This window comes from Pseudomonas abietaniphila (assembly GCF_900100795.1).
GTDB classification, from domain to species: domain Bacteria; phylum Pseudomonadota; class Gammaproteobacteria; order Pseudomonadales; family Pseudomonadaceae; genus Aquipseudomonas; species Aquipseudomonas abietaniphila.
In genome coordinates, this window is record NZ_FNCO01000005.1 from 354,024 (window position 1) to 367,812 (window position 13,789).

The 13,789-nt window shown below is 59.2% G+C and carries 13 protein-coding genes; 4 read left to right on the forward strand and 9 right to left on the reverse strand.

Annotated elements, in window-relative coordinates; genetic code table 11:
- Positions 1 to 219 precede the first annotated feature (219 nt).
- Entirely contained in the window at positions 220 to 591 is a 372-nt protein-coding gene (locus BLS87_RS12605; protein ID WP_074752816.1) for a PH domain-containing protein, read from the forward strand.
- A 166-nt stretch (positions 592 to 757) separates the two neighbouring features.
- Here BLS87_RS12605 and BLS87_RS12610 read toward each other — a convergent pair whose 3' ends face one another.
- The 5 genes from BLS87_RS12610 to BLS87_RS12630 all read right to left on the reverse strand — a co-directional run bounded on the left by BLS87_RS12610 (position 758) and on the right by BLS87_RS12630 (position 6,056).
- Entirely contained in the window at positions 758 to 1,102 is a 345-nt protein-coding gene (locus tag BLS87_RS12610; RefSeq protein WP_074752817.1) for a helix-turn-helix domain-containing protein, read from the reverse strand.
- Positions 1,103 to 1,375: 273 nt separating this feature from the next.
- Positions 1,376 to 2,953 (reverse strand): glutamine-hydrolyzing GMP synthase, encoded by a 1,578-nt coding sequence (guaA, locus tag BLS87_RS12615; RefSeq protein ID WP_074752818.1) that lies wholly within the window; start codon positions 2,951 to 2,953, stop codon positions 1,376 to 1,378.
- A 100-nt stretch (positions 2,954 to 3,053) separates the two neighbouring features.
- Positions 3,054 to 4,523 (reverse strand): IMP dehydrogenase, encoded by a 1,470-nt coding sequence (gene guaB / locus BLS87_RS12620; protein ID WP_074752819.1) that lies wholly within the window; start codon positions 4,521 to 4,523, stop codon positions 3,054 to 3,056.
- 126 nt (positions 4,524 to 4,649) lie between these two features.
- Complete coding sequence (locus BLS87_RS12625; protein ID WP_074752820.1) at positions 4,650 to 5,198, reverse strand: sugar ABC transporter ATPase; 549 nt, start codon at positions 5,196 to 5,198, stop codon at positions 4,650 to 4,652.
- Positions 5,199 to 5,270: 72 nt separating this feature from the next.
- Positions 5,271 to 6,056 (reverse strand): sulfite exporter TauE/SafE family protein, encoded by a 786-nt coding sequence (locus tag BLS87_RS12630; protein WP_074752821.1) that lies wholly within the window; start codon positions 6,054 to 6,056, stop codon positions 5,271 to 5,273.
- A 194-nt stretch (positions 6,057 to 6,250) separates the two neighbouring features.
- Here BLS87_RS12630 and xseA point away from each other — a divergent pair, with 194 nt between their 5' ends.
- The 3 genes from xseA (at position 6,251) to leuA (ending at position 10,597) form a co-directional block, all read left to right on the forward strand.
- Positions 6,251 to 7,630, forward strand: a complete 1,380-nt coding sequence (xseA, locus tag BLS87_RS12635; RefSeq protein WP_074752872.1) for an exodeoxyribonuclease VII large subunit — start codon at positions 6,251 to 6,253, stop codon at positions 7,628 to 7,630.
- Between the two features lie 3 nt (positions 7,631 to 7,633).
- Positions 7,634 to 8,476 (forward strand): M23 family metallopeptidase, encoded by an 843-nt coding sequence (locus tag BLS87_RS12640; protein ID WP_425262218.1) that lies wholly within the window; start codon positions 7,634 to 7,636, stop codon positions 8,474 to 8,476.
- A 435-nt stretch (positions 8,477 to 8,911) separates the two neighbouring features.
- A complete protein-coding gene (leuA, locus tag BLS87_RS12650; RefSeq protein WP_074752823.1) occupies positions 8,912 to 10,597 on the forward strand; it encodes a 2-isopropylmalate synthase in 1,686 nt (561 codons plus the stop codon).
- 207 nt (positions 10,598 to 10,804) lie between these two features.
- Here leuA and BLS87_RS12655 read toward each other — a convergent pair whose 3' ends face one another.
- The 4 genes from BLS87_RS12655 to BLS87_RS12670 all read right to left on the reverse strand — a co-directional run bounded on the left by BLS87_RS12655 (position 10,805) and on the right by BLS87_RS12670 (position 13,747).
- On the reverse strand, positions 10,805 to 11,212 hold the full coding sequence (locus tag BLS87_RS12655; protein WP_074752824.1) for a hypothetical protein: 408 nt from the start codon (positions 11,210 to 11,212) through the stop codon (positions 10,805 to 10,807).
- A gap of 120 nt (positions 11,213 to 11,332) precedes the next feature.
- The gene (locus tag BLS87_RS12660; protein ID WP_074752825.1) at positions 11,333 to 11,761 is read right to left on the reverse strand and encodes a hypothetical protein; all 429 of its coding nucleotides are present in this window, start codon (positions 11,759 to 11,761) and stop codon (positions 11,333 to 11,335) included.
- Between the two features lie 58 nt (positions 11,762 to 11,819).
- The gene (locus BLS87_RS12665; protein WP_074752826.1) at positions 11,820 to 12,611 is read right to left on the reverse strand and encodes an amidohydrolase; all 792 of its coding nucleotides are present in this window, start codon (positions 12,609 to 12,611) and stop codon (positions 11,820 to 11,822) included.
- A complete protein-coding gene (locus BLS87_RS12670; protein WP_074752827.1) occupies positions 12,599 to 13,747 on the reverse strand; it encodes a pyridoxal phosphate-dependent aminotransferase in 1,149 nt (382 codons plus the stop codon). Before BLS87_RS12670 ends, BLS87_RS12665 begins: the two co-directional genes overlap by 13 nt.
- Between the last annotated feature and the right edge of the window lie 42 nt (positions 13,748 to 13,789).

Sequence of the window (13,789 nt, forward strand, 5' to 3'; positions counted from 1 at the left end):
ACTTTGCGAAGGGCGGATAAGATACACCCGCATTTGCAGAAAATTAAGGGAAGGCGTGACGAGGTACATATTTCGTAGCAATCGAGCCCGGATGAACACCGAAAGTCCGCCTGCTCGCTTCTGACGTTCGCTTGTCGCAGAGGCCCGCCTGCGCCAGAATCGCCCTGACCCGCTCAGCGCAGCGCTGGATGGATGCCCACCTCACAGGATGTTCCAAGGATGATCGACTTCAACAACAAAGGCTTTTTCAAACTCAAGCAAAACAACGAATACGCCGAGCGCGTCACGGCGTTGCTGCTGGAGGGCGAAACCGTCGTTGACGCTTACAAATCCATGCGCGACGGCGTGGTCTTCACCAACAAGCGCATCATCGCGGTGAACGTGCAGGGCATCACCGGAAGCAAGAAAGACTTCACCTCCCTCCCCTACAAAAACATCGTGGCCTACTCGGTCGAGACCTCTGGCACGTTTGACCTCGACTCAGAGCTCGAAATTTATTTCTCCGCCCTGGGCAAAGTGAAATTCGAATTCACAGGCAAGACATCGATCATCGAAATCTCACAGCTGATTTCCAGACACATTTTTGGTTGATCAGAAACGACTAAGCCGGATGGGCCTCGACGAGGTTGCATCCGGCTTTGTTGCTTCAGAAAGGGCTGAAGACTCGAGAGAGCCTTCAGTCAATCATTGAGGTGCTGCATCACTCGTGCCGCGTGGTCAATGTCGGGATGCTCCATATAGATGTAAGCGCGCGACATCAGAAATCCTCGGGCTTGGGCTTAGGCAGTCGCACCCTCTTTTTTGCAATGCTGTGGTGTGGTTCACCTTCGTCGGTGAAGCGGGTGATTTCGGACGTCTTTTCCACGCCTTCCAGGGAAGCGAAAACCGTGTCCGTGATTCCCAATTTCCACAACACCAACATGAACGATCGAAGATCAACGAGCTCCGAGCCCCCCTCAATCTTGCGGAGCGTGTGCGCTGACACACCGAGGGTGACCTTGATGTCGGATTGGCGCACGCCTAATGCAAGGCGTCTGGCTTTAACGAGAAGCCCGATTTTGCTGAGCCTGTCAGCACAGACGACGGGGAAAAAATCATTCATAAGACTCACTCAAATGAGCGTTAAATAACTTAAGGTCTACGATAGCACCTATTAATCTACCCTCAAATAAGGATAAAGCTCGATTCTGTTAACTTTAAATTTCATAAAGTCAATTTAGGTAAACATTATTTTCCGACCTGCCCCCCACCGCACGCGGGAAACTCAAGGCACAAAACCGCCGAAATCTCCCAGCTCAAAAAACCAAAAGCCCGCAATTAAGCGGGCTCCAGGGCATTTCTTGCTAGATCGTTCCGGACAATGCCGGACGCCGAATCATTCCCACTCAATCGTCGCTGGCGGCTTGCTCGACACGTCGTAGGTGACGCGGGAGATGCCTTCGATTTCGTTGATGATGCGGCCGCTGACGGTTTCCAGCAGTTCGTAAGGCAGGTGTGCCCAACGTGCGGTCATGAAGTCGATGGTTTCTACGGCACGCAGGGCGACGACCCAGGCGTAACGACGGCCGTCACCGACCACGCCGACGGATTTGACCGGCTGGAAGACGACGAAGGCCTGGCTGACTTTGTGGTACCAGTCGGCTTTGCGCAGTTCTTCGATGAAGATGTGGTCAGCGCGACGCAGCAGGTCGGCGTATTCCTTCTTCACTTCGCCGAGGATGCGCACGCCCAGGCCCGGGCCCGGGAACGGGTGGCGGTAGACCATGTCGTACGGCAGGCCGAGTTCCAGGCCCAGACGACGGACTTCGTCCTTGAACAGTTCGCGCAGTGGCTCGACCAGTTTCAGGTTCATTTCTTCCGGCAGGCCGCCCACGTTGTGGTGCGACTTGATCACGTGAGCCTTGCCGCTCTTGGCGCCAGCGGACTCGATCACGTCAGGGTAGATGGTGCCCTGAGCCAGGTACTTGATGTTATCCAGCTTGCTCGACTCGGCATCGAACACGTCGATGAAGGTACGGCCGATGATCTTGCGCTTCTTCTCTGGGTCGGCTTCGCCTTCCAGGTTGTTGAGGAACTGCTCTTCAGCATTGGCGCGGATCACCTTGACGCCCATGTTCTCGGCGAACATGGCCATCACTTGCTCACCTTCGTGCAGGCGCAGCAAACCGTTGTCGACGAAGACGCAGGTCAGTTGATCGCCAATCGCCTTGTGCAGCAGCGCTGCTACGACGGACGAGTCAACACCGCCGGACAGACCCAGCAGGACGTTGTCGGTGCCGACTTGCGCGCGGACCTGAGCGATGGCGTCTTCAGCGATCTTGGAAGGGGTCCACAGCGCTTCGCAGCCGCAGATGTCGAGGATGAAGCGCGACAGGATGCGACCGCCCTGCTTGGTGTGGGTCACTTCCGGGTGGAACTGCACGCCGTAGTAGCCACGGGCGTCGTCGGCCATGCCGGCGATCGGGCAGCTCGGGGTGCTGGCCAGGATGTGGAATTCGGACGGCATCTTGGTGACCTTGTCACCGTGGCTCATCCACACGTCTAGACCGAACAGGCCGTCAGCGTCGATGTGATCTTCGATGCCGTCGAGCAGGCGGCTCTTGCCGACGACGTCGACACGGGCGTAACCGAATTCACGCAGTTCGGAACCTTCGACCTTGCCACCCAGTTGTTCAGCCATGGTCTGCATGCCGTAGCAGATACCAAAGACCGGAACGCCCAGGTCAAACACAGCTTGCGGGCAGCGCGGGCTGTTGGCTTCGTGCACGGACTCGGGGCCACCGGCGAGGATGATGCCTTTTGGAGCGAATTCGCGAATCGCTTCGTCGTCCATGTCGAACGGGTGCAGTTCGCAATACACACCGATCTCACGCACGCGGCGGGCGATCAGCTGGGTGTACTGGGAACCGAAGTCGAGGATCAGGATACGGTGGGCGTGAATGTCGAGGGCCATGAGTCATTCTCGTCGAAAATCAGAAACAAGACGGGGCTGTAATGAACAGCCCCGCTACACAATTCTTGAAACGCGCCCGGTTTATCAGGCGCATTTCAGATCAACCTACGCGATAGTTCGGCGCTTCCTTGGTGATCTGCACGTCGTGAACGTGAGACTCGGCCATGCCGGCGCCGGTGATGCGGACGAATTCAGGCTTGGTGCGCATTTCCTGAATGTCGGCGCTGCCGGTGTACCCCATGGAAGAACGCAGGCCGCCCATCAGTTGGTGAACGATGGCAGTCAGCGAACCCTTGTAGGCCACGCGACCTTCGATACCTTCCGGCACCAGCTTCTCTGCACCTTCCGATGAGTCCTGGAAGTAGCGGTCCGAAGAGCCTTGCGCCTGGGACATTGCACCCAGCGAACCCATGCCACGGTACGCCTTGTAGGAACGACCCTGGAACAGTTCGATTTCGCCCGGCGCTTCTTCGGTACCGGCGAACATCGAACCCATCATCACGCAGTAGGCACCGGCCACGATGGCCTTGGACAGGTCACCGGAGAAGCGGATGCCGCCGTCGGCGATCAGGGGAACGTCGGTGCCTTCGAGCGCCGAGGCAACGTTGGCGATGGCGCTGATTTGCGGAACGCCAACGCCGGCTACGATACGCGTGGTGCAGATGGAGCCAGGACCGATGCCGACCTTGACGCCGTCAGCGCCCGCTTCGACCAGTGCACGTGCAGCAGCGCCGGTGGCGATGTTGCCGCCGATGACCTGGACGTCCGGGAAGTTCTGCTTGACCCAGCGAACGCGGTCGATCACGCCTTTGGAGTGACCGTGGGCGGTGTCGACGACGATGACGTCAACGCCGGCGGCGACCAGGGCGCTGACGCGCTCGCCGGTGTCTTTACCGGTGCCGACTGCAGCGCCAACGCGCAGACGACCTTGATCGTCCTTGCTGGCCAGTGGGTAGGCTTTGGATTTCTCGATGTCCTTGACGGTCATCATGCCCTTGAGCGCGAACTTGTCGTCGACGATCAGGACTTTTTCCAGGCGGTGCTTGTGCAGCAGGTCGCGGACTTCGTATTTGTCGGCGCCTTCGCGAACAGTAACCAGACGCTCTTTGGGCGTCATCACTTCACGAACAGGGATGTCCATCCGGTTTTCAAAGCGTACGTCACGAGAGGTCACGATGCCGACGAGCTCGCCGTCGTGCAGGACCGGTACACCGGAAATGTTGTGTTGACGGGTCAGCTCGAACAGATCACGAACGGTGGCATCCGCCTCGATGGTGATCGGGTCCTTGACCACACCCGCTTCGAACTTCTTGACCTTGCGCACTTCGGCAGCTTGCTGCTCGACGGTCATGTTCTTGTGGATGATGCCGATGCCGCCTTCCTGAGCCATGGCGATCGCCAGACGGGCTTCAGTGACGGTGTCCATAGCGGCGGAAACAAGGGGGATGTTCAGTTCGATGCCACGGGTCAATCGGGTTTTCAGACTGACTTCGTTGGGAAGCACCTCGGAATAACCGGGCACAAGGAGAATGTCGTCGAATGTAAGGGCTTCTTGGCTGATACGCAGCATCGCTGGGCTCCCGAGCGGGAAAATGGAAGCGCGCCATTATACCCAGACACCTGCTCTTGCTCAATGTAAAGATCAGTCTATTTAATAATCAGAATGATCGACCCGCTCTATCACCAATTTCTGCATTCATAGGCGAACTTTGACGAAGGAAACCGGACGATCCAGACGTTCGGCGAATTCTTCCAGAAAGCTCGCCTTGAAGCCGGCGTCCAGCCAGTCATTGAAAATGAAGCCCAGGTTGGAAAAGCCGCACGGGTCCAAGAACAGAAAGCCGTTGATGTCGTCTTCATGGCGGCATTCCGGGCAGATGAAGTTGTCGGTGTGGCCCGGCATCCATTCCTCCAGACTGTCGAACAGCGCTTCACCGATCTCCCGCCGACACTCAGGGCAACCGGCCTCCTCCTTGAAACCCTGCTGCGGGGTATAGATGCAGCGCTTGAGGACGATTTCCAGGCCATTCACCGCCTGACCGTAGGGCAATGCATCCGGGTTTTCGACAAAACGCCGCGCGCCGGGTGCGATGGCGTAGGCCATGCGATTGAAACTGCGCCCGCAGGTGGTCAGCGACTCTTCCACCACATCCAGCTTCACCAGCCAGCGCAGGATCGCCCGCGCCTTCGCTTCATGCGCAGGAAAGCTGGAGATTTGCGGGACGATGATGCTTTGGGTGTTCATGACGGGCCTGTCTGACGTTTGATCGGGGGCGGCAGCTTAATACCACCGGTGATGACGTCAAGTATGGCTGCCTCAACCGGCAAGATAACGACCGATGAGCGTCATCCCGCTGAGCAGCACCATCCAGGTGACCAGGCGCACGAACATCTCCCGCGACAGGCGCATGACCAGACGCCGACCGATCCACGAGCCGATGATCATCGCCGGCAGCAGGCACACTGCAAGCAAGAGCAGGGAGACTTGCGCGTACACGCCTGTGATGACGAACAGGCTCAGGCGCACGACGGTGCTGCAACTGATCAGCGCGTTTTGCGTGGCGCGGGCCTGTGTCTTGTCGGTCAGGCGGCCGTTGAGGTAGATCGCATATAAAAAGCCGCCACTACCAAACAACGCACCGAACAACCCACCCACGGTGCCCATCGGAATCGACCAGCCTGCCGACAGCTGGGTTGGGCGCACCTTCACGGCAAGGCTGTAAACCGAATAACCGATCAGAAACAAGCCCATTAGTAGCAGCAGCACGTCAGACTTGAGGTTGAGCAAGAACAGCACACCGAGCGTACAACCCACCGCCATGCACGGCACCATGCGCAGCAACTCGGCGCGCACCACCGATTGCCGGGACGGCAGTAGATGACTAAACGCGGCAAGGAAATCCAGCATCACCAGCAGCGGGATGATTCGCGACAACGGCATGAAGTGAATCAGGACGGGGCCCGCCACCAGTGCAGTTCCGAAACCGGCGATGGCGAACACCAGATAGGCGGCGATAACGCCGGTCTCTATAAACAGCCAGTCGGTCGGGCTCAACCCCAACTGAGTGAAAGCACCCGACAACTCGGTGAGGGTGGTGAGCATTGTATTTCCGTAGCGGGTAAAGTCGGCACAGCATACTGTAGGAGCGGGCGTGCTCGCGATTGTGTTGAGCCTGTGAATCAAGGGGTGTCTGACATACCGCATTCGCGGCCGTCGTAACCTCCGACTGCTCCTACAGGGTCCGCGGCGGCCGCTGATACACGACATCGCCAGCTAATGCCTTTATCATGCGCGGCATGATCAAAGACCCCTTCGCAAGACTCGGCCTTGACCGGGAAGTCCTCACTGTCAGCCAGCTCAACGGCCGCGCGCGCGTGCTGCTGGAGGATGTTTTCGCCAGCATCTGGGTCGAGGGGGAGATTTCCAACCTGTCGCGCCCGGCGTCCGGTCACGTGTACTTCACGCTCAAGGACACAGGCGCCCAAGTGCGTTGCGCGTTGTTCCGCAGCAACGCCGCGCGCGTGCGCCAGGCGCTGAAAGACGGACTGGCGGTGAAGGTGCGGGGCAAGGTTTCGCTGTTTGAAGGTCGCGGCGACTATCAGTTGATCCTCGACACTGTCGAACCCGCAGGTGACGGTGCCCTGAGGCTGGCGTTTGATGCACTGAAAGAAAAACTCAGCGCGGAAGGACTGTTCGGCGCCGAGCGCAAAGTCGCCCTGCCCTTGCACCCTCAACGGATCGGCATCATCAGTTCGCCGACCGGCGCCGTGATTCGCGACATCATTAGCGTGTTTCGCCGTCGCGCGCCGCAGGTGGAACTGACACTGATTCCCACCGCCGTCCAGGGCCGCGAAGCCATCAACCAGATCGTTCGTGCGCTGAAACTGGCCGACGCTCGCGGCTTCGACGCCTTGATCCTCGCCCGTGGCGGCGGCTCGCTGGAAGATTTGTGGTGCTTCAACGAAGAAGCCGTCGCCCGCGCCATCGACGCGTGCGTGACGCCGATCGTCAGCGCGGTCGGTCACGAAACCGACGTGTCCATCAGTGACTTCGTCGCCGACGTTCGCGCGCCCACACCCTCCGCTGCGGCAGAACTCTTGGCACCCGATTCCAGCGACCTGCACCGTCGCGTCGACAGCCTGCAACGGCGGTTGATCAGCCGTATGCAGGATCGCCTGATGCGCGAGCGACTGCGCCTGGACGGCATCTCACGGCGCTTGCGTCATCCGGGTGAACGTCTGCGCCAGCGCGCTCAACGCCTGGACGATCTGGACATGCGCATGCGTCGTGCCTTCGAGCAGCAGATGCACAAACGTCAGGTGCGCATGAGCCACCTGGAAAGCCGTCTGGCCGCGCAACATCCAGGACGCACGCTGGCGTTCCTGCGCCAGCGACTGGAGGTACTGGCCGAACGGCTGCCGCGTGCGATCAGGGAAAACCTCAAGACCCGCCACCTGCAGCTGCAAACGCAGGTGCAGACACTCAACGTGGTGAGCCCATTGGCGACGCTGGGACGCGGTTACAGCATTCTGCTGGACGAGCGTGGCAAGGCGATCCGGACCGCCGAACAGACTCACACCGGCCAGCGCCTCACCGCGAAACTGGCCGAAGGCGAACTGCACGTGCGCGTTGAAGACAACCACCTGACGCCCGTCACCCTTTCTCTTCTGGATTGACCGATGCTGCCCTTGATCTCCCGTTCCCTGGCTGGCGTCGCGCTGGCCCTCTGCGTGACGCTGCCCGCTCACGCCGACAGCTACATTTCTCGCCTGCTGAACAAGCCCGTGCCCGGTGGCGTGGCGGTGGTTGATCTCGGTCCGGCCGCTCAGGCGCCAAAAGCAACCTGGCAGGGCAAGCCGGTGCTCGTGGTCAAGGATCAGGACGCCCGCTGGCTGGCCATTGTCGGCATCCCCCTGACGATCAAGCCCGGCACGTCCCAGCAGGTGAACAGCGGGGGTCGCTCTTTGCCGTTTGTCGTCGCCAGCAAGAAATACCCCGAGCAGCACATCACCCTGAAGAACAAGCGTCAGGTCAATCCAAACCCGGATGACCTCAAGCGCATCGAACAGGAACTGGACGTGCAAGTGCGCGCCTACCGAAGCTTCACGCCGGGCACGCCGAGCAACCTGTTGCTTGACAAACCGGTCGACGGCCCGCTGTCGAGCAAGTTCGGCGTGCGCCGTTTCTTCAACGGTGAGGAGCGCAACCCGCATGCGGGTCTGGATTTCGCCGTCCCTGCAGGTACACCGATCAAGTCACCCGCTGCGGGCAAGGTCATCCTGATCGGCAATTACTTCTTCAACGGCAACACGGTGTTCGTCGATCACGGGCAGGGCTTCATCAGCATGTTCTGCCACATGTCGAAAATCGACGTGAAAGTCGGCGATGCCGTACCTCGGGGCGGCGTGGTAGGTCGCGTCGGTTCGACCGGTCGCGCAACGGGCCCGCACATGCACTGGAACGTCAGCCTGAACGATGCGCGCGTGGACCCGGCGATTTTTATCAATGCGTTTCAGCCGTAGGCCCAGGGATTTGCTGGTCTGAACCCTGTAGGAGCACGATTGCCCGCGATTGCGATACGTCAAGTCAGCCGAGTACTGGCCGACAAAATGCAATCGCGGGCAAGCGCGCTCCTACCATTGGCCGAGTTGCGCAGACTGAAACAGCCGGGCAATAAAATCGCAAAAAACCAAGATATCCAGCCGATAAATCTCATGAGCTTCGGGCTATCGAAAACTTCTCCCAATTTTTTTCAACTGCTTGCCACCTTTCACCCCATTGGTTACGGTTGAGCACATGAAAGCCTCTCAAACCCTCATTCTGCTGCGTCAACATCGCTGCCTCAGTCTCGTCAGTGCACGACTGCCAGGCTAAATCGCGGTGCCTCGACGCTACACCTCGCATTTATCGGCTGGCCGACTTCTCTCGGCCCTGAGTACAAATAAAGGACTGTTCCCATGACCATGCTCAAAGATCCCTCGCAGAAGTACCGTGCGTTTCCAGTCATCGACCTGCCTGACCGCACCTGGCCTTCCAAGACCATTACCGAGGTGCCGATCTGGTGCAGTTCCGACCTGCGTGACGGTAACCAGTCGCTGATCGAGCCAATGGATTCGGTCAAGAAGCTGCGTTTCTGGAAGACGCTGGTACAAGTCGGTGTGAAAGAAATCGAAGCCTCGTTCCCGGCGGCGTCCCAGACCGACTTCGACTTCGTGCGTACGCTGATCGAAGACGGCCACATCCCGGATGACACCACCATTCAGGTGCTGACCCAGGGTCGTGAGGACCTGATCGAGCGCACCTTCGAATCCCTGCGCGGCGCCAAGAAAGCCATCGTCCACCTGTACAACGCCACCTCCCCGTCCTTCCGTCGTATCGTCTTCAATCAGGATAAAGATGGGATCAAGGCCATTGCGGTCAATGCCGCCAAGCTGTTCGTCAAATACGCCGCACAGCAGCCGCAAACCCAGTGGCAGTTCGAGTACTCGCCTGAAACCTTCAGCGCCACCGAGCTGGATTTCGCCAAGGAAGTCTGTGACGCGGTGATCGAAGTGTGGAACGCCACGCCACAGAACAAGGTGATCCTCAACCTGCCGGCCACCGTGGAAGTCGCCACCCCGAATATCTATGCCGACCAGATCGAGTGGTTCTGCCGCAACATCAGCCGTCGTGACAGCGTGATCATCAGCCTGCACACCCACAACGATCGTGGCACTGGCGTGGCAGCGACCGAACTGGGCCTGATGGCCGGTGCAGATCGCGTCGAAGGCTGCCTGTTCGGCAACGGCGAACGTACCGGTAACGTCGACCTGGTAACGGTCGCGCTGAACATGTACACCCAAGGCCTGAACCCGCAGCTGGACTTCTCCGACATCGACGGCGTGCGCAAGGTCGTGGAGGAGTGCAACCAGATTCCGGTTCACCCGCGTCATCCGTATGTCGGCGACCTGGTCCACACCGCGTTCTCCGGCTCCCACCAGGACGCCATCCGCAAAGGTTTTGCCCAGCAGAAGGAAGGCACACTGTGGGAAGTCCCTTACCTGCCCATCGACCCGGCCGACATTGGCCGCAGCTACGAGGCGGTGATTCGGGTCAACAGCCAGTCCGGCAAAGGCGGTATTACCTACCTGTTGGAACAGGAATACGGCATCTCCCTGCCACGTCGCATGCAGATCGAATTCAGCCAGGTGGTACAAGGCGAAACCGACCGTCTGGGCCTGGAAATGAGCGCTGAGCAGATCTACTCGCTGTTCAAGCGCGAATACCTGCAAGCCAACAAACCTTATGCATTGGTGAGCCATCGTCTGCAGGAAGAAAACGGCCACAGCGCAGTGGAAGTCGAAGTCACCGGCAAAAGCGACAGCGAGACCAACCTGCACTGGCGCGGTAAGGGCAACGGTGCGCTGGAAGCACTGGTGGCCGGCTTGCCAGTCAGCGCAGAGATCATGGACTACAACGAGCACGCCATCGGCGCAGGCACCACCGCCAAGGCCGCTGCCTACATCGAACTGCGTGTGAACGGCGAGCGTGCGGTACACGGCGTGGGCATCGATGAAAACATCACCACCGCCAGCTTCAAAGCCCTGTTCAGCGCACTGAACCGTGCATTGTCCCAAGCGGAGGACGCTGCGAAAGCCGCGTGATCTGAAGCCCGATTTTGCCCCTTGTGTGCGAATTCATTCGCGATGCGGTGTTCAAGACGATACAGATTCGTCGACTGGACTGGCCTCTCGCGAATGAGTTCGCTCCCGCAGAGCCGAAACAACCGCTCAGATAACCGTTATATACGCGCTACAAAAAAGGCCCTGAAGTGCAGACTTCAGGGCCTTTTTTTGTTCGCGCCGATTAGATCACGCGGTGGTTTTGACTGTGCCTTTCATCAATTCCAGCAGCGCGGCCTGCTGCGCGCTCAGTTGCGCCATCGTGCCGGAAATCTGCTGTTGGATGGCCAGCACCTGCGTGGCCTTCTCTTGATCAGGCGCCTTGCTGTTCTGAGCGACGGCCAATTGCTGCTGCTGTTGCTGGAGGATCTTCTGGGTCTGCTTGATCTGCTCCTGCAACTGCTTGATGGCCTGCTCTTGCGGCGTACCGCCGCTCTCCGCCTCGCCGGACTTGGAAGCGCCTGGCGATTGATACACATTGCCGCGCAGATTCACGCTGGCGGTCGTGGCATCGCTTTGGGTGGACTCATCATTCTTGAAGCCAGCCGTGAACACGCTGGAGTAAGCACTCAACGAACTGGTGTTGATAGTGGTCATGATCAAACTCCTGTTTAGTGCACTTTGTATCGGCCGGCTTACACAGAACTGAAGTTCGTCTTTCATGCGCGCACAGAAGCGCCCCACGGCGTCAACCGTGGAGCGCTTCTCGTCAACGTGTCAGGCGGTGGTGTTGATGCTGCCGGACTTCTGCAGTTGCACCAGCGCCGCTTCTTGAGTGGCCAGGCTGGCGGTGGTCGTCGAAATCTGGCCTTGAATGGCCATCACGCGCTGGGATTTTTCTTCGTCGGAGCCTTTGCTCGCCTGAGCCGCAGCCAGTTGCTGTTCTTGCTCCTGCAAGCGTTTCTCGGTTTCTTTGATCTGCTGCTCAAGCTTCTCGATCGCCTGCTCGCTTTCGCTGGATGAGTCCGAGCTGCCGCTGGCGCCGCCTGCAGCCGGTGCACCGCCTGCACCGCCCGAGGCCGAGGTCGAAGCAGCCGTGGTCGACGTGTCGTCGCTGTCGGCCGTCGCGGTCGTGGTGTCTTTCTTGACGGCGACGGTGAAGGTGCTGGAGTACGAAGTGAGTGAGGACGCGTTGATGGTGGTCATACCGATCTCCTGTTTTGGTACAACGCTATCGACCGAGCCCCCCTCAAACTCTATGAACTTAGTGTATCTCGAATGTATCAGCGTCGAGATATGCCGGGAATTTCTGCCGGTACGCCGCCAGGCTTTCGGCAGACAGGCTGACGTGGAAAACACCGTCCGCCTCGCCGATGTTCAACAGACTCTCGCCCTGAAAATCCAGCACCTGACTGTCGCCGGTGTAGGCAAAGCCTTTGCCGTCGGTGCCGATGCGGTTCACTGCCGCCACGTAACACAGGTTCTCGATGGCCCGAGCGGGCAACAGACGGTTCCAGTGTTGACGGCGGGCCCCCGGCCAGTTGGCGGTGTACAACAGCAAGTCGGTGTCGCGCGCGTCTCTGCTCCAGACCGGGAACCGCAGGTCGTAGCAAATCAGCGGACGAATCCGCCAGCCTTTGAGTTCGAACTGCACCTGGCGCTCACCCGGACTGTAATGCTCATGCTCACCCGCCATGCGGAAGAGGTGGCGCTTGTCGTAGTGCAGGAGCTCGCCGTCAGGCCGCGCCCATAACAGGCGATTGCGATGACTGCCATCGGCCGACCGCACGATGACGCTTCCGGTCACGACAGCATTGATGCGCTTGGCCTGCGCCAGCAGCCACTTGGACGTCACGCCGTTTTCGGGCTCGGCGAGTGCTTCGGACTCCATCGAGAAGCCGGTGGTGAACATCTCCGGCAGAATCACCAGATCGGCACCCTGCGCCTGATCCAGCAAATCCTCGAAATGCGCGTGGTTGGCTTTGCAGTCGTGCCAGACCAACGTGGTCTGTACCAGGGCGATGTTCAGGTTCGGCAGATCGCTCAGATCGCGCATAGTTTTTCCGCTGCCTGACGCAACGTCTCCTCTCGCTTGGGAAAGCACAGCCGGATGATGCGCTGGCCTTCAGGCGGACTCTGATAGAACACGGAGATCGGAATACTCGCGACGCCATGCTCTCGGGTCATCCACAGAGACATCTCGACGTCGTTCAGGTCCGGGCGGATCTGCGAGTAATCGACCAGTTGGAAATAGGTCCCTGCGGCTCGCGTGAAGGTGAAACGCGACGACTCCAGTTGATCACAGAAGAAGTCCCGTTTGGCTTGATAGAACGCGGGAAGCTCTTCTACATGTTCAGGACATTGCGCCATGTAGTCGGCCAAGGCCCACTGCAGAGGCGTCACACCACAGAACCCTACAAACTGGTGGACCTTGCGCATTTCGGCGGTCAGCGCAGGTGGCGCGACCAGATAACCGGTTTTCCAGCCCGTGACGTGGTAGGTCTTGCCGAAGGAGCTGACCACGAAGGCGCGCTGATACAGCTCTTCATGGGCAAGCACGCTGGCATGCTTCACGCCGTCGAACACCAGGTGCTCATAGACTTCATCGCTGACCAGATAGATGTCGCGATCCCGGATCAGGGCCGCCAACTGGTCAAGCTCGTCACGGGTAATCAACGCACCACTGGGGTTGTGTGGCGTGTTGATAATGATCATGCGGGTGCGAGGGCTCAGCGCGGCATTGAGCTTTTCCCAGTCGATGGAGAAATCACCGTCCTTGAGTTGCACGTGCACACAACGACCGCCCGCAAGCTCCACCGAGGGCTCGTAACTGTCGTAACTCGGATCGAAAACGATCACTTCATCGCCCGCGCGTACCACGGTCTGAATCGCACAGAAAATCGCGTGGGTCGCGCCCGGGGTGATCGTGACCTCGGTATTCATGTCGACCTGACGCCCATAGGATCGGGCGATCTTGGCGGCCACCTGCTCCCGCAATGCCGGCAGGCCGGTCATCGGTGCATATTGGTTGTGGCCGTCCATGGTGTGACGGCAGAGGGCCTCACGCAGTGCGTCGGGCCCATCGAAATCGGGAAAACCCTGAGAAAGATTGATCGCCCCGGTTTCGGCTGCAAGCTGGGACATCACGGTAAAGATGGTGGTGCCAACGTTCGGCAATTTGCTGGTGATCATAGGGTTTTCCTGCTCCACACCCGGCTCCAGAACGGCACGGGG

Coding starts and splice junctions, on each gene's coding strand:
- BLS87_RS12605 (WP_074752816.1), top strand. CDS start 220: ATGATCGACTTCAACAACAAAGGCTTTTTCAAACTCAAGCAAAACAAC.
- xseA (WP_074752872.1), top strand. CDS start 6,251: ATGATCAAAGACCCCTTCGCAAGACTCGGCCTTGACCGGGAAGTCCTC.
- guaA (WP_074752818.1), bottom strand. CDS start 2,953: ATGGCCCTCGACATTCACGCCCACCGTATCCTGATCCTCGACTTCGGT.
- BLS87_RS12665 (WP_074752826.1), bottom strand. CDS start 12,611: ATGCGCGATCTGAGCGATCTGCCGAACCTGAACATCGCCCTGGTACAG.
- BLS87_RS12625 (WP_074752820.1), bottom strand. CDS start 5,198: ATGAACACCCAAAGCATCATCGTCCCGCAAATCTCCAGCTTTCCTGCG.
- BLS87_RS12610 (WP_074752817.1), bottom strand. CDS start 1,102: ATGAATGATTTTTTCCCCGTCGTCTGTGCTGACAGGCTCAGCAAAATC.
- leuA (WP_074752823.1), top strand. CDS start 8,912: ATGACCATGCTCAAAGATCCCTCGCAGAAGTACCGTGCGTTTCCAGTC.
- BLS87_RS12670 (WP_074752827.1), bottom strand. CDS start 13,747: ATGATCACCAGCAAATTGCCGAACGTTGGCACCACCATCTTTACCGTG.
- BLS87_RS12640 (WP_425262218.1), top strand. CDS start 7,634: ATGCTGCCCTTGATCTCCCGTTCCCTGGCTGGCGTCGCGCTGGCCCTC.
- guaB (WP_074752819.1), bottom strand. CDS start 4,523: ATGCTGCGTATCAGCCAAGAAGCCCTTACATTCGACGACATTCTCCTT.
- BLS87_RS12660 (WP_074752825.1), bottom strand. CDS start 11,761: ATGACCACCATCAACGCGTCCTCACTCACTTCGTACTCCAGCACCTTC.
- BLS87_RS12655 (WP_074752824.1), bottom strand. CDS start 11,212: ATGACCACTATCAACACCAGTTCGTTGAGTGCTTACTCCAGCGTGTTC.
- BLS87_RS12630 (WP_074752821.1), bottom strand. CDS start 6,056: ATGCTCACCACCCTCACCGAGTTGTCGGGTGCTTTCACTCAGTTGGGG.